The sequence below is a fragment of the Streptomyces mesophilus genome, assembly GCF_040300965.1.
GTDB lineage: Bacteria > Actinomycetota > Actinomycetes > Streptomycetales > Streptomycetaceae > Streptomyces > Streptomyces mesophilus_A.
In genome coordinates this window covers 1-16,183 of the sequence record NZ_JBEPEW010000169.1, presented here as the reverse complement: position 1 = coordinate 16,183, position 16,183 = coordinate 1, and the positions used below count along the sequence as shown (strand labels likewise).

At 70.1% G+C, this 16,183-nt stretch carries 15 protein-coding genes and 1 pseudogene; 10 read left to right on the top strand and 6 right to left on the bottom strand.

Going from position 1 to position 16,183, the window contains the following annotated elements; translation table 11 throughout:
• The 5 genes from ABT367_RS35880 to ABT367_RS35860 form a co-directional block, all read left to right on the top strand.
• Nucleotides 1-3,981: cation-translocating P-type ATPase (locus tag ABT367_RS35880; RefSeq protein WP_352257474.1), on the top strand; the 3,981-nt coding region annotated here is incomplete at its 5' end.
• Between the two features lie 309 nt (nucleotides 3,982-4,290).
• Nucleotides 4,291-5,859, top strand: a complete 1,569-nt coding sequence (locus tag ABT367_RS35875) for a pectate lyase family protein (protein WP_352257473.1) — start codon at nucleotides 4,291-4,293, stop codon at nucleotides 5,857-5,859.
• 213 nt (nucleotides 5,860-6,072) lie between these two features.
• Nucleotides 6,073-6,702 carry a signal peptidase I gene (gene lepB / locus ABT367_RS35870; RefSeq protein WP_352257472.1) on the top strand — a complete coding sequence of 210 codons (630 nt, stop codon included), beginning with the start codon at nucleotides 6,073-6,075 and terminating at the stop codon, nucleotides 6,700-6,702.
• A gap of 83 nt (nucleotides 6,703-6,785) precedes the next feature.
• Nucleotides 6,786-7,091: a hypothetical protein gene (locus ABT367_RS35865; protein ID WP_352257471.1), complete on the top strand. Its 306-nt coding sequence runs from the start codon at nucleotides 6,786-6,788 to the stop codon at nucleotides 7,089-7,091.
• A gap of 187 nt (nucleotides 7,092-7,278) precedes the next feature.
• Nucleotides 7,279-7,776 carry a hypothetical protein gene (locus ABT367_RS35860; protein ID WP_352257470.1) on the top strand — a complete coding sequence of 166 codons (498 nt, stop codon included), beginning with the start codon at nucleotides 7,279-7,281 and terminating at the stop codon, nucleotides 7,774-7,776.
• Between the two features lie 181 nt (nucleotides 7,777-7,957).
• Here ABT367_RS35860 and pyrF read toward each other — a convergent pair whose 3' ends face one another.
• The gene (pyrF, locus tag ABT367_RS35855; RefSeq protein ID WP_352257469.1) at nucleotides 7,958-8,653 is read right to left on the bottom strand and encodes an orotidine-5'-phosphate decarboxylase; all 696 of its coding nucleotides are present in this window, start codon (nucleotides 8,651-8,653) and stop codon (nucleotides 7,958-7,960) included.
• Between the two features lie 196 nt (nucleotides 8,654-8,849).
• On the opposite strand from pyrF, the gene ABT367_RS35850 reads away from it, so the two are divergent.
• Nucleotides 8,850-9,182, top strand: coding sequence for a hypothetical protein (locus ABT367_RS35850; RefSeq protein WP_352257468.1), 333 nt, complete (start codon nucleotides 8,850-8,852; stop codon nucleotides 9,180-9,182).
• Nucleotides 9,183-9,269: 87 nt separating this feature from the next.
• Here ABT367_RS35850 and ABT367_RS35845 read toward each other — a convergent pair whose 3' ends face one another.
• Both ABT367_RS35845 and ABT367_RS35840 read right to left on the bottom strand, forming a co-directional pair.
• Complete coding sequence (locus tag ABT367_RS35845) at nucleotides 9,270-10,121, bottom strand: hypothetical protein (RefSeq protein ID WP_352257467.1); 852 nt, start codon at nucleotides 10,119-10,121, stop codon at nucleotides 9,270-9,272.
• A gap of 50 nt (nucleotides 10,122-10,171) precedes the next feature.
• Nucleotides 10,172-10,585 carry a phage tail protein gene (locus ABT367_RS35840; RefSeq protein ID WP_352257466.1) on the bottom strand — a complete coding sequence of 138 codons (414 nt, stop codon included), beginning with the start codon at nucleotides 10,583-10,585 and terminating at the stop codon, nucleotides 10,172-10,174.
• 198 nt (nucleotides 10,586-10,783) lie between these two features.
• On the opposite strand from ABT367_RS35840, the gene ABT367_RS35835 reads away from it, so the two are divergent.
• Nucleotides 10,784-11,272: a MarR family winged helix-turn-helix transcriptional regulator gene (locus ABT367_RS35835; protein WP_352257465.1), complete on the top strand. Its 489-nt coding sequence runs from the start codon at nucleotides 10,784-10,786 to the stop codon at nucleotides 11,270-11,272.
• Nucleotides 11,269-12,558: an MFS transporter gene (locus tag ABT367_RS35830; protein ID WP_352257464.1), complete on the top strand. Its 1,290-nt coding sequence runs from the start codon at nucleotides 11,269-11,271 to the stop codon at nucleotides 12,556-12,558. The genes ABT367_RS35835 and ABT367_RS35830 overlap by 4 nt, the downstream gene beginning before the upstream one ends.
• A 90-nt stretch (nucleotides 12,559-12,648) precedes the next feature.
• On the opposite strand, the gene ABT367_RS35825 is transcribed toward ABT367_RS35830, so the two are convergent.
• Nucleotides 12,649-13,287 (bottom strand): TetR/AcrR family transcriptional regulator, encoded by a 639-nt coding sequence (locus ABT367_RS35825; protein WP_352257463.1) that lies wholly within the window; start codon nucleotides 13,285-13,287, stop codon nucleotides 12,649-12,651.
• Nucleotides 13,288-13,408: 121 nt separating this feature from the next.
• Here ABT367_RS35825 and ABT367_RS35820 point away from each other — a divergent pair, with 121 nt between their 5' ends.
• The gene (locus ABT367_RS35820; RefSeq protein ID WP_352257462.1) at nucleotides 13,409-14,197 is read left to right on the top strand and encodes an SDR family NAD(P)-dependent oxidoreductase; all 789 of its coding nucleotides are present in this window, start codon (nucleotides 13,409-13,411) and stop codon (nucleotides 14,195-14,197) included.
• Between the two features lie 168 nt (nucleotides 14,198-14,365).
• Here the strand turns inward: ABT367_RS35820 and ABT367_RS35815 are convergent, their stop codons facing one another.
• Nucleotides 14,366-14,785 (bottom strand): hypothetical protein, encoded by a 420-nt coding sequence (locus tag ABT367_RS35815; RefSeq protein WP_352257461.1) that lies wholly within the window; start codon nucleotides 14,783-14,785, stop codon nucleotides 14,366-14,368.
• Between the two features lie 305 nt (nucleotides 14,786-15,090).
• Between ABT367_RS35815 and ABT367_RS35810 the strand changes: the two genes are divergently transcribed.
• Complete coding sequence (locus ABT367_RS35810) at nucleotides 15,091-15,924, top strand: PIG-L family deacetylase (RefSeq protein ID WP_352257460.1); 834 nt, start codon at nucleotides 15,091-15,093, stop codon at nucleotides 15,922-15,924.
• A gap of 103 nt (nucleotides 15,925-16,027) precedes the next feature.
• Here the strand turns inward: ABT367_RS35810 and ABT367_RS35805 are convergent.
• Nucleotides 16,028-16,183 (bottom strand): annotated as a pseudogene (locus tag ABT367_RS35805) (DNA-directed RNA polymerase subunit alpha); the annotation flags it as partial.

The window sequence follows — 16,183 nt, the reverse complement described above, 5'->3', positions numbered from 1 at the left end:
ATGGCGGGCCGCGCCCTGCGGCTGCCGGCGTCGTCACGTCTGGTGACGGCCGGGGTGACGCTGCTACGGGAGAGCCCGCGGGCGCGCGCCGCGCTGCGTGGGCGGCTCGGCAGGACCGGTCGCGATCTGGTGCTCGCCGCGGCGAACGCCGCCGTGCACGGAGCCGGCCAGTCCCCGGTCGCGCTGCTGCTCGACGGGGCTTTGCGGGCGGGCCAGTTGGCGGAGGCGGCGGCGCGGGCCGCACTGTTCGAGGCAGCGCACGACGAGATGTGCGCTCCGGAGCGGCGAAGCATCGGCGGTGCGGGGCACGAGCGGCCGCCCCTGCGGGTGACACCTGCGCAGGAGTACGCGGCTTCGGCGGGCGCCGGAAGCGGCGCGGGGGCCGCGGCGGCGCTCCTCGCCAAGCACGATCTGCGCGAGGCGGCCGAAGCGGTGCTTGCCGGATCGCCCAAGGCGGCGCGGTACGGTCCGGCCGCCTTCGCCGCAGTTCTGGGTGTACGCCTGGCCCGGGACGGTGTCCTGGTGCGCGACGGCCGCCGGCTGCGGCGGCTTGAACTCGCCGACACACTGGTCCTGCACGCGGGAGCCCTGCGCGGAAGGGACGCAGGGGCCGAGGTCGACCCGCTGGCCGAGGCCGTGCTCGACGCGGCCCGCCGGGCAGGGCTGTATGTGGTGCTGACCAGTGACCCGGCGCTCGGTGAGTTCACCTCCGTAGCCGACGAAGTGGCCCCCCAGAAGCGGCCGTTGGGTCAGGTGGTGGCCGGTCTGCGGGACGAGGGGCGGGTGGTCGTGACCGTGGCCCGGGTGCCTGCCGACGGTGCCGGGGCCGCACAGCTGCATGACGGCCTGCTCGCGGGGGACGTCGCCGTCGCCGTCACCGATCCGGACTCGGCCGTGGTGTGGGACGCGGATGTGCTCACCCGGGGCGGACTGACCGACGTATGGCGGCTGTTGACCGCGATCCCCATGGCACGGAAGGTGGGCGGACGGTCGCTGACTCTCGCCCGGGCCGGTGCGGCACTGTCCGGCCTGATGGTCGCGGGCGGCACGCGGCCGCACACCTGGCCAGCGCTGTCCGGCACGCGGCACGCTCCGGTCAACTCCGCTGCGGCGGTCGCCCTGTTCACGGGTTGGCGCGCCGCCACCCGGGTGGCGCGCGAGCGTCCGCCGCGGCCGCGCTCGAGGGTGCCGTGGCATGAACTGCCGGCCGACGAGGTCGAGTCGCGGCTGGCCCGCGCGGCCGAGGGGGCGCAGCCCGCGGCGCTCGAACGGTGGCGCCGGACGGCCGGCGAACTCGCCGGCTCCGTCGCCGGCTCCACGCCCCTCGCGCCGGTGCGCTGGACGGCGCGGCTGGCCGGTGCCGTACGCAAGGAGCTGGACGATCCGCTGACGCCGGTTCTCGCCACCGGCGCCGCCGCGTCCGCGCTGCTCGGCTCCGTGGTGGACGCGCTGCTCGTCGTCGGAGCCATGGACCTCAACGCACTGGCCGGTGGAGTCCAGCGGCTGCGCGCCGAACAGGCACTCGCCGGTCTCGCAGCAGGCCAGAAACCCAAGGCCCGCAGGGTCGCGGACCACCCTGATCCGATGCGGGAGCGCGAGCGCGCGGCGGACGGGAACGGCGCGGCGAAGCCCACCACCGTGGACGCCTCCCGTCTGGAGCCGGGTGACCGGATCGCGCTCGTCGCGGGTGATGTCGTGCCCGCGGACGGGCGGATCGTGGCAGCGGACGGCCTCGAGGTCGACGAGTCGTCCCTGACCGGTGAGTCGCTGCCGGTCGGCAAGGAGACGAGCCCGACTCCGCAGGCGCCGGTCGCCGAGCGCCACTGCATGGTGTTCGAGGGGACGACGGTGGTGGCCGGCGAAGCCACGGCCGTGGTGGTGGGCACCGGGGACCGGACCGAGGCCGGGCGCGCCTCGGCGCTGGCGGCTCGCACTCCGCCGGCGGCCGGTGTGCAGGCGCGGTTGCAGGAACTGACCCGTAAGGCACTGCCGTTGACGCTGTTCGGGGGCGCGGCGGTGAGCGGTCTGGCCATGCTGCGCGGCTCGGGGCTGAGGCGGGCGGTGAGCGGAGGCGTCGCGGTGGCGGTCGCCGCCGTGCCGGAGGGCCTGCCGCTGGTGGCGACGGTGGCGCAGATGGCAGCGGCCCGCCGGTTGTCGCGCCGGGGTGTTCTCGTACGCACGCCTCGCACGCTGGAGGCGCTCGGGCGGGTCGACACGGTGTGCTTCGACAAGACAGGGACGCTCACGGAGAACCGGCTGCACGTGGCCCGGATCGCCACCGCGGACGGTGCGGTGTGCGGCGCAGACGACAAACGCGCCGCGCATCTGCTGCGGTGGGCGGCGCGCGCCTGCCCTCAGCAGGACACCGCCGACGGGCGGCGGCCGCGGCACGCCACCGACGAGGCGGTGCTGGCCGCGGCGCCCGGGGACGCCGCGTGGCTGGCGCTGGACGAGCGGCCGTTCGAGGCGAGCCGTGGTTACGCGGCTGCGCTCGGGCGCGATGCCGGGACTGGCGGGACCGGCGGCATCGGTGGCATGGGCGGCATCGGCGGTGCGGACGAGACGGGGCTTGAGAGCGAGGGCGGCCGGGGCAGCGAGACCGGCGCGGGCGGGAAGGGCGGGAAGGGCAGAAAGGGTAGGGAGGGCGGGGAGGGCGTCCTGGTCGTGAAGGGTGCCCCCGAAGTCGTCCTACAGGCCTGCCGCGATCTGCCCTCCCACGCGTCCGGGACCGCCCAGCGCCTCGCCGGTGAAGGTCTGCGGGTGCTCGCGGTGGCCACAGGACCGGCGCGGAACCTCGAAGACCCGCTCCAGGACCTGGAGTTCGCAGGTCTGCTCGCCCTGGCCGACCTGCCGCGCCCCACCTCCGCCGCCCTGCTGTCGGGGCTGCGCGACGCGGGCGTACTGCCGGTGATGCTGACCGGCGACCACCCGCAGACGGCCCATGCGGTCGCCGTCCAGTTGGGCTGGTCCGAGGAGACCGAGGTGATCACGGGGGACGACCTGCTTGCCATGGACCGCAGCAGCCGTACCGCGGCGCTGCACCGGGCCGAAGTCATCGCCCGGGTCGCGCCCGAGCAGAAGCTGCGGGTGATCGAGGCGCTGCAGGAAGCGGGCCGGGTGGTGGCGATGACCGGCGACGGCGCGAACGACGCCGCCGCGATCCGGGCCGCGGACGTGGGCATCGCCATCATGGCGCGGGGCTCGGCGGCTGCCCGGAGCGCCGCCGACATCGTGCTGACCGACGCCGATCTGTCCGTCCTGGTCGACGCGGTCGGCGAGGCCCGGGCGCTGTGGCGCAGTGTGGCCGACGCGATCAGCATCCTCATCGGGGGCAACGCGGGCGAGGTCGGCTTCAGTGTGCTCGGCACCCTCCTCTCGGGGCAATCCCCGCTCTCCACCCGGCAGTTGCTCCTGGTCAACCTGCTCACCGACATGTTCCCGGCGATGGCCGTGGCCGTCACGCCCAGCGACGACGAGACCAGTGCGCAGCAGGCGGCCCGCCCGATGGGCACGCACATCCTGGGCGCGCCGCTCCTGCGGCAGATCCGGCGGCGTGGGGTGACCACATGTCTGGGTGCGGCGACCGCGTACCTGATCGGACGTCTGACGCCCGGCACGGTCCGGCGCTCGAGCACGATGGCGCTGTGCGGAGTGGTCGGCGCCCAGCTCGTACAGACGCTGTCCGGGCGCCGGCACAGCCCCCTGGTCTGGGCCACGGCCCTCGGTTCGGCGGCGCTGCTCGCCGCCCTCGTGCAGACCCCTGGTATCAGCCACTTCTTCGGCTGCACCCCGCTGGGACCGGTCGCCTGGGCCGGCGTCGCGGCAGCCATCGGCCTGGCTGTGCTGTCCCCGCGGCTCGAACGGCTGCCCGCGGTGCGCCGTACGTTCGACGCGGGGCTCGAGGCGGCAGTACGGCTGGAGAAACTGGTGCGAACGGTGCGCAAGAGGGCGGTCGGCGGGTTCGCGGCGCCCGCTGCGTGAAGCGCGTCATGCGCGAGTGCCCAGAGGGTCGGGGCGGCGAGCCGCGCGGCGGCACGGAGCCCTGCTGCGTGGCGCGATTTCGCTGTGGGCCTTGCCAGTTGGCGTTCAAGGATGTGAGTGGCGTTTATGTCACGGCACTTGACGCGTCCGTGACAGGCCCCTAGCTTCCTCGGCGGTAAGCGCTTTCCCCTGCTGCTGCGGGGCATGGTCGGCCAGTCGGCGCGTTCCTGCGTGTTCACGTGCCCGAACAGCGACCCTCGCAGCCAGGACCCGCAACATCCGGCATTCGACGGCGAATTGGGGAGAGACATGGCACGAGCAAGAACGCGGGGCATCAGAGCGGTATGGGCGACGACGGCGGTCGCGGCCGTCGCCGCCGGTGCGCTGGTGGTGATGCCGCAGGCGTCCGCCGCGGCCACCGGCGGGGTCACCGGATTCGCCACCCAGAACGGCGGGACCACCGGCGGCGCCGGCGGTCAGACCGTACGGGCGACCACCGGCACTCAGATCCACGCGGCGCTGTGCGGTCGGGCGAGCAGCAGTACGCCGATCACGATCCAGGTCGAGGGAACCATCAACCATGCCAACACCGCCAAGGTGTCCGGCACGAGCTGCAACACGGCCGACGGCGTCATCGAGCTCAAGCAGATCAGCAACGTGACGCTCGTCGGGGTCGGCAGCGGCGCCGTCTTCGACCAACTGGGCATTCACATCCGTGAGTCCAGCAACATCATCATCCAGAACGTGACGGTCAAGAACGTCAAGAAGTCCGGCTCGCCCACCTCCAACGGCGGCGACGCCATCGGCATGGAGAGCGACGTACGCAACGTCTGGGTCGACCACGTGACCCTGGAGGCCTCCGGCGGCGAATCCGAGGGCTACGACGGTCTGTTCGACATGAAGGACAACACCCAGTACGTGACCCTGTCGTACAGCATCCTGCGCAACTCGGGCCGTGGCGGCCTCATCGGTTCCAGCGAGACCGAGGTCTCCAACAGCTACATCACGTACCACCACAACCGGTACGAGAACCTCGACTCGCGCGTCCCGCTGCTCCGCGGCGGCACCGCGCACATCTACAACAACCACTACGCGGGCGTGAACGACTCGGGCATCAACTCCCGGGCCGGTGGCAAGGCCAAGGTGGACAACAACTACTTCGAGGACTCCAAGGACGTCCTCGGCACCTTCTACACCACCACGACCGGCTACTGGCAGGTCAGCGGGAACATCTTCGACAACGTGACGTGGTCGCCCGCGAGTTCGGACTACAAGCCGGCCGGCCCCAACCCGCAGTCCAACACCAGCATCGGCATCCCGTACGCCTACACCCTCGACAACGCGAGCTGCGTGCCGGACGTCGTCAGCCGCACCGCGGGCGCCGGCAAGGGCCTGCAGGTCTCGGACGGCAGCTGCACGCCGACCACCCCGTCCCCGGATCCGACGACCCCGCCGACCAGCCCGGACCCGACGACCCCGCCGCCGAGCCCGGACCCGACGACCCCGCCGAGCGGCACCAACCTCAGCATCGGCGCCGGCGCCGACGGGACCAGCAAGGCCGACGGAACCAGCTACGGCAACGTACGTGACGGCAACATGAGCACCTACTGGTCGCCGGCAGGCGCCACCGGATCCATCTCGATCAAGTGGGGCTCGCCCACCGCGGTCGCCAAGCTCAACATCCGCGAGGCGACCGGAGCGACCGGACGCATCGGCTCCTGGCGGGTCCTCAACGCGGACACCGGCGCCGTACTGGCCACCGGTACCGGAGCGGGCGTCATCACCGTCCCCAAGACCACCCTCAGCAAAATCACCTTCGAGATCACCGGCTCCAGCGCCACACCCCGGATCGCCGAGTACGAGACGTACGCCGGGTAACTCCGGAGCGAGGTACGGGGCGTAGCACCATCGAGCCGTGCGCCCGGACATCTCCGGTGATTCGCCGGAGATGTCCGCGCCCGTGCGCCGACCCCTCTCGATCTCTTATCCTGCGCCGCCCCGTCCATCCGGACGCCGGGCGGCGCAGGAAGGAAACGAGTGATGCAGCAAGGGGCGGTCATACGCGGGCACAGGGCAGGTCGAGGACTGCGCGTGGCGGCCTGGGTTCTGGTGCCGGTCGGACTGGTGCTGATCGCGGGACTCGCGTACGCGCGCATGCAGTTCCAAGGCGTGACCGTCAACAGCGATGCCATGAACCCGACGTACCGGCAGGGCGACACCCTCGTCGTCGAGGAGGTCGACCCGGACGACATCCGCAGAGGCGATGTCCTGCTGATCGATGTTCCCGGGCGCGGATACGGAGGGCCGACGCTGCAGCGGGTGGTCGGCGTCGGCGGCGATCACGTGAGCTGCCGCGAGGGCGGGCAACTGGCCCTGAACGGCACGCCCGTCGACGAGCCGTACGTCTACCGGGGCGAGCCGTGCATGGGCCCGCCCTTCGAGGCCACGGTGCCGGAAGGCCGGCTGTTCCTGCTCGGTGACGACCGGGGCAACGCGCGGGACTCGCGTGAGTTCCTCGACGAGGAGTCCGGCAGCGTAGCCGTCAGTACCGTGCGCGGGCGGGTGACCGACGGTCTCGCCCTGCCCGCCGGGCTGGTCGCGGCGGGCATCGGCGGGCTCGTGGCCCTGCTGGTCGGGATCGGGCTCGGCATCGGCGGATACGTGACGGGCCGACGAGCGCAGGAACCCGCAGTGCCCGCGTTCCCGTGGCACATGCACTGAGCCGGGCACGTGCGAGGCACGCGCTGACCATGATGATGGGGGCGCCGGTCGAGACGTGAATACGGGCAACGTACCGTAGCCGCATGTCGATATCCGTTGGCCTCACGCTCAATGTTTCCGGACTGCAGCCCGGGGAGCAGACCGCCCAAGTCACCCAGGCGTTGAACGAGTTCCTCATCGAGCACGACCTGGACAGGGACGTGTCGGTGGACGAGAAGCCGGATCCAGGCTGCGTCTTCGCATGGACCGAGTTCCCCATCATCGTCACGCGCTTCGGCGGCTGGTCCGACATGCTCGAGCAGTCCTGGCGGGACACACTGCACGCGATCGCGCCCGACGCCCAGTTCGCTCTGCGCTGGAGCTTCGAGGACGACGACGAGGAGTACTAGGGCCGCCGGTGTGACGTTGTGATCGATCGGCTGCCACGCGAGGAGCGCCGACTGGCACGGATCGCCGCGCAGCCCGCGAGCCGTACCGATGCGCAGCACGGTCTGATGCGAAGTCCCTTGGGACGAGCTGACGTTGGAGGCACACTCCGGGCTTTCCACGATGACGGTCAGAGCCCAAGATGGGGGCATGACTGAGAGTGGTGGCCTGCTCTGGGACGCGGACGACAAGAGCATGCAGATGGTTCCGCGGCTTTGGCGCATCGGGGTCACCGCCGGCTGCCTCGGTTTCCTCGGTCTGCTGCTGTCGACGGACTCGGACGCCACATGGGTCCTCTATGCCGGTGCCCTCTACCTACTGGGGGAGACCGTGTACTGGGCGTGGGACCGGCGGCGTCTGATCGAGGTGCGCATCGTCCTGGGCGGAAGCAAGGGTCCTGACAGACTCCGCCTTCGCCGCGTCGGCGGACAGATCACCGAACACGACCCCCACCAGATAGCCCGCGTCGTCGTCATCCACGACAACGTCCACGACCTGGCACGGCTCCGCCTGAGGCTGCACGGTCGGCAACTACGCTTCGGGCGCCCGGGCCGTTCCCCGGACCTCACCCCATGGCGCCTCGCCTGCCCGCAAGCCCAGGTCAGCGACAGAGCCGCCCAATGGGGCATGCCAGGAGTCCCCGACTAGGGTCTGCGTGATGTCGTGAGCAGGTGGTTGCCTTGAGGCCTGCGATGAGGAGCGCTGAGGGCGACCGGTTGTGGCATGCCGTATCGCGGGAGCCCGCAAGTCCCACTCACGGTCGGTAAGTTCGTGATGGCGCACCCGGATCATGATCCGGGGGAGACAGTCCTTGGTGCAGGCACGTCCGCTACGGAGCCAGACTGGCCCGGACGACACGGAATGCGCCCGCTGGGTCCGCAGCACGAGTAACTGCCCGGCCGATGACCACATGCGAGGCCCCAGCAGTGATCGCCGCACGCGGTGTCCCGGGACGCGCGTGCTCTGCCGGCGATTCTCCGGGCAGTGTGGCTCCCGGAGTGATGATCAAGGCATCGGGGCCGAGAGAGCCACGCAAGACCGCGACGTCCTGCGGTGAGGCGATCACACCGTGGCAGCCGGCCTTCTGCGCCAACCGGGCCAGCCGGAGCACCTGTTCGTCCACCGCATCGGCGACACCGATGTCGGCAAGATCCGCATCGGTCATGCTGGTGACCACAGTCAAAGCCAGGATGCGCATTCCGGGGAAGTCGCGGGCAGCCTCGACCGCCGCGGACATGATGCCGCTGCCGCCCATGCCGTGCACGGTGACCATGGACACGCCCAGCTCACCCGCGGCGCGAACCGCGCCAGCCACCGAATTCGGGATCTCGAAGAGCTTGAGGTCCAGGAAGACCTCCTTGCCCTGGGCAACAAGACCCTTGATGACGTCTGGCCCCGCTGCGGTGAGCAGCTCCAAGCCGACCTTGTAGACGCGGCACTCGTCACCCAGTTGCTCAACAAGGGCATCTGCGGCTGCACGGCTGTCGCAATCCAAGGCGACAATGATCTGGTTGGTCGGATCCACAGCGACATTGTGCCGTCGCCCCCCAAACAGGCAGTCACCGGGGCCGTTGACCGGCACCGGTGATCGTTTTCGGCCGCAGAGCTGTCCATGCTGCTCGTCGCCCTCCCGCCCGCGGAACCGGCACGCCGTATCCAAGCAGTGCCCTGCGGCCGGATCCCTGTCCTCGGCAGCACGCAGGGCGGTAGCGTGCCCGGCAATGGAAGAAGATCAGCGCAGTGCCGCGTGGAGTATCTACCTCGCCCTGCATCACCTGGCCTCCGGGGCGATTCTGGCCATGCCCCTGGACACGACGGTCACGCGTGACCGAATGATCGCGGGCGACCTCGACCACGCCCTGAGCATCCTGAACCAAGTCGGCCCCACAGCCGCCGAGATCGCCCCCGAGCTTGTCGAACGAGTCCGCCGGCAGGTGTCCGGCTGGGAGACGGCCGGCCCCGATCGGCTGCCCGATCTGCTCGACGCACTGCAGGAACTGTCGGAACTGACGGGCGCGAGCCTGCCGTTGCCGCTTCCGCCGGGTCTGGGCTGACAGCCCGGGGTCTGCAGCCGTGGGCGCCCCTGCCGGAGACGGTGCGCCGTGGCGCGAGAGCTCTCCCCGGGGGAGGGGGCAAGCCCTTCAGTCGCCGCCGCACCCGCCGCAACTGCTGCACGAATCCACCTCGACGCTATCGGCCCAAGAGCCGCCCTGGCTCCCACTGCGGACGCTGCCCCGTGGTTGAGGAGGCGGTGGCTTCGGCCGCTCCTTGGCCCGGGCTATCGCCTGACGCGTGTCGTCGGGCAGTGCCGCACGCGCCCTATCCGCCTTGTCCTTGCAGAACGCATCGAGGGCCTTCCAACGGCGCCGCTTCTCCGACGGCCACAGGCAGGCCGGCCCCCACTGAACAGCCCAGGCCCCCATGCACACGTAGAGCCAGACTGTTCTGTCGGCCTCGGGATAGAACGGCACGGGCGCTTCGGCCGCGGCGGCGCTGACACCCATGCCGATGGCGGTCACCATCGTGGTGGCCAGCATCAAGGTCTGGCTTCTGCCCGATGCCGTCATACGCACTTTGGGCGACCTGACCTCGACGAGTTTCCGGAACCGGGCGAAGCGGTCCTGGTCCACGATCTCGTACAGCTTGGTCGTGGTGGTGGCCGGCGTCTTGTGGATCTCCTCGGCCAGGGCGCGCAGGGCGGGGTCCGTCTGCTTCCTGCCGCGGTGGGTGGGCCGTAACTCGCCGCTGTAGGACGTCTTCAGCACACCGTCGTCGAGGAGCATGCAGACCGCGGTCTCCGCGGCTTCGGCCATGCCGGCGAGCAGGAACGAGGCCTGCACGGGGTGGAGTTGGCCGGCGAGGAGACCCTGCACGGTCCGGCGCGCAGCCCTGTCGCGGTACCAGCAGTAGACGCCGCGCAGCGCGTTGCACCCAGCGAAGATCAGCAGCCAGGAGGCCACGATCCCCTCGCTGTCGGTCAGCCACCAGTCCACCGTTCCCCCCCCGCCCCTCGGTGCGGCCCCGTCCGTGTCCAGCGCGAACCTCAGGGTGCGAGGCGTTGCATCACATCGCAGCTGAGGGTGAGTGTTTCCGCCAACTGCTGTGTGCTGGTGCCGGGAGCGGCGCTCATGCTCAGCCGTACCGGCCACGCCTTCTCCAGCCAGTACTTCGCCACGGCCTTGCCGTCCGCCCCGTACGCCGTGAGCGTGCAGCCTTTACGTCCGGCAGGGCTGCCACTGACCGCCGCCTGGTGCCACGACCACAACTCGAGCGACGCGCTCCACCCGCGCAGCAGCACCACCCGTGGGCGCGGGGAGGCGGCCACCGGCCTTCCCGTGGCGTCGAGAACGGCCTCGGCCGAACTCAGCTCGCTCAACTGCCCGAACGACGCGACTTCCACGCCGTCGATGGTGAGCGCGAACCGGCTCGCGGTCAGCGCACCGTCGAAAGCCCCCATGCCGCCCCCTCCCACAGGCCCCCGGCCGGAAACCGGCAGCTAGCCCAGGAGGCTAGGACCGCCCGAGACCGCTGTCGAGTGCCCGAGGAATCACAGAAAAACGAACCATGGGGTTCCGCTGCTGTCGCACCCTCCCTCCGACGGTGCACTCCGCAATTTGCCCGGCCGAATTTATGTGAGCACTGTTATATTAGCGCTGTGACATCTTCAGATCCCACAGCGCTCCCCGACCCCTGGCACTCTCTGCACGAACTGCTGGCCGCCATGGACGCCGAGATCGAGCAGGTCTACGTCCAGCGTGGAATCGAGGGCGTACGTCCTCGGTTCGCCTATCCGCTGATCCGGCTCGCCCACACCGGACCGCTGACCATTCGCGAGCTGGCGAAGTCCCTGGGCCGCACGCACTCCGCGATCAGCCAGACCGTCACCGCCATGCGCAAGGAGGGGCTCGTCACCTCCGAGCCGGGGCCCGACGCCCGGACCCGGCGTATCGACCTGTCCGAACGCGGCCGATCGTTGGTGCCGTTCCTGGAGGCCGAGTGGCGCGCCACCCATGCCACGGTCGCCGAACTGGACACCGAGATCCCGTACGCCATGACCGCCGTCGTCGAGGAGGTGCGGCGGGCACTGGAACGCAAGCCGATGCGGCAGCGGATCCTGCACCACCTCGTCGAGCCGCCGCGATGAGCGGGCGGGTCCGGGTCCGGTTCCTCGACACCCGCCCCTTGCGGCGCAGTCGACCCTTTCGCGACCTCTGGATCGGCTCCACCGCCTCTCAACTCGGCGGACAGATAGCCACCGTGGCAGTGCTGGCCCAGGTCTGGGACCTGACCGGCAGCCCGGTCGGCACCGGCGTCATCGGGCTTGCCACCGGCCTGCCCATGGTGGTGTTCGGGCTGCTCGGCGGCTGGTTGGCCGACACGTTCGACCGCCGTGCGGTGGTGCGGGCCACGACCGCGGGCCAACTGCTGGCCGCCGCAGGGCTATGGGCCCAGGCGATGGCGGACAACCGCAGCGTTCTCCTGCTGCTCACCCTGGTGGCCGTGGGAACGAGCTGCAGCGCTCTCGGCGCTCCTGCCCGGCGCATCCTCCCCGTCCGGCTGTTGCCGAAAGATCAGGTCGCGGCCGGTCTCGCGCTGATGAACGTCTCCTTCCAGGCGGCGATGCTGGCCGGACCCGCGTTGGCCGGCCTGATCATCGCCCGCTGGGAACTCCCCGCCGCATACGCCGCCCAAGCCATGGCCACCGCAGTCGCGGGGCTCTCGTTGATCCGCCTGCCTGCCATGCGGCCAGAAGGCGCCGATGCGGTCGGCGCCAGGCGCCGACCGGAGCGGGGCGGTTGGCGGATCCTGCGCCGCCCGACGCTGTGGGGCGCGATGGCCACCGATCTGTCCGCAACGCTCCTGGCCATGCCCATCGCGCTCTTCCCGCTCGTCAACGAGCTCCGCTTCGGCGGGAACCCGCAGACCCTCGGCCTCTTCCTCTCGGCCGTCGCGGTCGGGGGAATCACGGCCGGTCTGCTCTCCGGCACAGTCACACGCTGGCGCCGCAGCGGCCTGGTCCAACTGACCGCGGCCTCCGTCTGGGGCCTGGCGCTGGCCTGCTTCGGCTTGGCCGGCCCCTTGTGGCTGGCGCTCGCCTGCCTGGCCGTCGCCGGTGCCGCCGACACCGTGTCCGTCATCACCCGCGGCGCCTTGATCCAGCTGGAAACCCCGGACACGTACCGAGGAAGGGTCTCCTCGGTGGAACACGTCATCGGCGTCGCGGGTCCCGAACTCGGCAACTTCCGAGGCGGCCTACTGGCTTCGGCCACCTCCGCGTCCTTCTCGCTCGTCTTCGGCGGACTGTCCGCCGTCCTTGCCATCGCAGCCGTCGCCGCGACCAACGCCCCCCTTCGCGCCTACCGCACACCACCTTCTGCCGCGAAGCCGACCACTCCGCACGTCGCCGAGGCGGCAGCGGCCTCCGGTTAGGCACGCCGCACTACGGGACCGAGGTCCTGGGTGTGGCCGTTTGCGTCACCAGGTGTGAGGCGGTTACGCAGATCGGTAGGGCCTGGCGTCTCAGGCGCTGTGGGTCCCCGGCGCGCTGTATCGGGCGAGCATGGTCAGCACCGCTTGGTCGACCGCGTTGGTGATGGCGGTGTCGTCGGGCTCCCAGTGTGCGAGCAGCATCCGCGGCCAGAATACGTAGTTGGAGATCATTCCGAGGAATTGGGTCGCCGCCATCTCCGCATCGTCGAGCCGGGCTGTACCGGCGGCGTTCTCCGCTACGAGGTAGCGGCGGACCGATTCGAAGTAGGGCATCTTGCCGAGCTTGAACTGGGTCGCGCCGAGTTCGGGGAAGCGCGGTACCTCGGCGATGACGATCCGGAAGAGGGCGGCCATGCCGGGCTGGGTGAGCAGGGCCACGTATCGGCGTCCGATGGTCTCAAGCCCTGCGCGGAGGTTCCCTGGTTCGGGGAGGGGTGCCCCCTCGTCGTCGACTTTCCAGTATTCGGTGACGATCGCCTCGAACAGGGCCGCCTTGGTGGTGAACTGCTTGAACAGAGTCGCCCTCGACACTCCGGCCGCCTCCGCGACGCGGGCCAGCGACGTGCCGTCGTAGCCGGAGTCGAGGAACAGCTTCGTCGCTGCCTCGATGATGGACGTCCGCTTCTGCGCTGCCACGCGCCGGTGGTATTCCGAAGGCTGTGCCGTCATGCCCACCAGTATGCCCCTCACTACGAGGTGAGTCACTTGACTCACCTCTAGGGCTGTCTCTACCTTGAAAGAGGAGGTGAGTCACTCGACTCACCATTATGTGAGCCCGGAAGGAAGCATCATGGACCGCTTTGAGGGCAAGACCGTCATCGTCACCGGCGGCAGCGGGGGTATGGGCAGCAGTCATGTGCGGGGCTACCACGCCGAGGGGGCGAACGTCGTCATCGCCGGCCGCGACGACGGCGCCGGCCGTGATCTCGCTGCTCGGCTCGGTCATCGGGCTCTGTACGTTCACCTGGATGTCGCCAGCGAGGACGACTGGGCGGCACTGGTGCGAGACGTCGAAGACCACTTCGGGCCGATCGCCATCCTGGTGAACAACGCGGGAGTCCAGAACCCGGCGGCCCCCATCGAGCACACCGAACTCCGCACCTGGGAGCACACCTTCAGCGTCAACGTCACCGGTCAGTTCCTCGGCATCAGGGCTGTAGCTCCGTCGATGCGCAGGGGCGGTGGCGGAACCATCGTCAACATCGCCTCGACCATGGCCCACGTCGGCACGGCCTTCTACGCCCCCTACACCGCCAGCAAGTGGGCCGTGCGCGGGCTGACCAAGACGGCCGCGCTGGAGCTGGGGCGGGACAACATCCGGGTCAACTCCATCCACCCCGGCGTCGTCTCCACACCGCTGATCAACGAACCCACCGTCACAGGCCAGCCGCCGATCGCCGACTTCTACTCGCCCGATCCCTTCGCCATCCCCCGCCTCGCCGAACCCTCTGACATCACCCGCCTGCTGCTCTTCATCACCTCCCAGGACGCATCCTTCGCCACGGGCTCGGAATTCGTCCTGGACGGTGGCCTGCTGCTCGGCCCAGCGCTCCAACCCGAATCCGGCATCGCGGCATAAGCGGCATTGCAGTACGCAGCGTGCAGTCGAGGGCGCCATCGTGTCCAAGTCGCAGCGATCGGGCTGAGCCCGCGCTGCTTCGGCAGGTTGGTGGCCGCGTTGTGGCGGGAGGGGAGAGACGACCCGGCGAGTAATCCGCGCAGAGCTGACATGGCCCCTCAAAGATCATCACGGGACATCCCTTTGATGGTCAGCTTCTTCGCCCGGAGCGACGAGCCGCACGAAGTCCCCGAGCTCGGTGGGGTCCTCGGGTACCCCTCCGCGTTCCATGACCACGGGCTTCATGAAGCCGCCGGCAAAGACGTGCCAGGCGAGGACGGGTTCGGTGTTGCTGCTGCCTTCGTCCCCGGTGAAGACGGCGGTCCAGCCCCCGCCGGGCAGGGCGGCGATGACGGGTGCTTCCTCTTCCAGCTGGAGACCTGCGAAGTTGCTGTACTTGTTGGCTCGCACGAGGCGGCCTTTCGTCGTGTCGGCGACGAGGGCGAACCCCGCGTCGTCCCACGCCACGACGGGCCGCGTCTCATAGTGAGTGCGTTGCTCGGTCTCGACCTTGTATCGGGCGATGTAGGCCTCGGTGGCGGGGATCACTGGCGCTCCTTCGTCTGATGCCGGCTGGGGAGCGTACTGGTGTGCCTGAGCTCCCGGCACGGGAACAGGTCCATCGGCCGGATCAGGCCGCATTCGTTCGGCGCGCGTGCCGAGGTCTGGCAGGTCGAGCAGCTCCCCGGGAACAGCGGCTCCTGCCGATGCTGTTGCATCAGCCGAGGGGCCGGTGCTGCACGGGCGGGAACACGGAGACCACACGGTCGCCGCCGCCGGGACCCGGGCATCGGGATCGGTATGCCCGCCGCACCCTCCCACCAAGACGTAATAACTGCTGGAGGACTTGTTTCATGACTGGCCGGCCTTTGACGCTCATGGCAGTGCACGCCCACCCCGACGACGAGGCCACCGGAACGGGAGGGATCCTCGCGCGGTACGCGGCGGAAGGCATCCGCACGGTTCTCGTCACGTGTACCGACGGCGGTTGCGGTGACGGACCAGGAGGGGTCAAGCCGGGCGATCCCGGCCACGATCCCGCGGCCGTCGCCTTGATGCGCCGCCAAGAACTCGAGGCGAGCTGCGAGGTCCTGAAGGTCAGCGATCTCGAGATGCTGGACTATGCGGACTCCGGAATGGTGGGCTGGCCGAGCAACGACGCCCCCGGATCGTTCTGGCAGACCCCCGTGGAGGAAGGCGCCGCCCGACTCGCGGAGCTCATGCGGCACTACCAGCCCGATGTCGTTGTCACCTACGACGAGAACGGCTTCTACGGCCACCCCGACCACATCCAGGCCCACCGCATCACGATGGCGGCGCTGGAGATGACCGCGCTGACACCGAAGGTGTACTGGACGACGATGCCCCGCTCGGGCATGCAGCGGTTCGGCGAGATCATGCGCGAGCTGGCCCCCGACATGCCCGAGCCGGATCCGGCCGAGGCCGCCGCGATGGCCGAGATCGGTCTGCCCGACGACGAGATCACCACGTGGGTGGACACCACCGCCTACAGCGGCCAGAAGTTCGATGCCCTGGCCGCACACGCCAGTCAGGGCGAGAACATCTTCTTCCTCAAGATGGGCAAGGAGAAGTTCGGCGAGTTGATGGGCATGGAGACCTTCGTACGCGTCAAGGACGCCACGGGCGCGAGTGCACCCGAGGATGATCTCTTCGCCGGACTGCGCTGATCCGCCCGACCGCCCGCCGGGCCGGGTGACAGTGCCCGGAGCGGGGTGAACGCGGACGGCGTGGCGTGCAGCCGTCCGCGTGGTCGGGTCCCTCGACAGCCGTTCAGTACTGCTCGGTCTCCACGAAGCCCGCGTCCGCGTCATCGGCGGCACCGAAGGCATCCGCCGCGGTGGTGGGGTCGAATCCGGGCGGGCTGTCCTTGAGGCCCATGCCCATGCCGGCCAGTTTGGCCTTGACCTCGTCGATGGACTTGGCGCC

Bases quoted from the DNA above. Each gene is read 5' to 3' on its own strand.
- ABT367_RS35875 (WP_352257473.1), top strand. From the start codon at position 4,291: ATGGCACGAGCAAGAACGCGGGGCATCAGAGCGGTATGGGCGACGACG.
- ABT367_RS35865 (WP_352257471.1), top strand. From the start codon at position 6,786: ATGTCGATATCCGTTGGCCTCACGCTCAATGTTTCCGGACTGCAGCCC.
- ABT367_RS35860 (WP_352257470.1), top strand. From the start codon at position 7,279: ATGACTGAGAGTGGTGGCCTGCTCTGGGACGCGGACGACAAGAGCATG.
- ABT367_RS35850 (WP_352257468.1), top strand. From the start codon at position 8,850: ATGGAAGAAGATCAGCGCAGTGCCGCGTGGAGTATCTACCTCGCCCTG.
- ABT367_RS35840 (WP_352257466.1), bottom strand. From the start codon at position 10,585: ATGGGGGCTTTCGACGGTGCGCTGACCGCGAGCCGGTTCGCGCTCACC.
- ABT367_RS35830 (WP_352257464.1), top strand. From the start codon at position 11,269: ATGAGCGGGCGGGTCCGGGTCCGGTTCCTCGACACCCGCCCCTTGCGG.
- ABT367_RS35825 (WP_352257463.1), bottom strand. From the start codon at position 13,287: ATGACGGCACAGCCTTCGGAATACCACCGGCGCGTGGCAGCGCAGAAG.
- ABT367_RS35820 (WP_352257462.1), top strand. From the start codon at position 13,409: ATGGACCGCTTTGAGGGCAAGACCGTCATCGTCACCGGCGGCAGCGGG.
- ABT367_RS35810 (WP_352257460.1), top strand. From the start codon at position 15,091: ATGACTGGCCGGCCTTTGACGCTCATGGCAGTGCACGCCCACCCCGAC.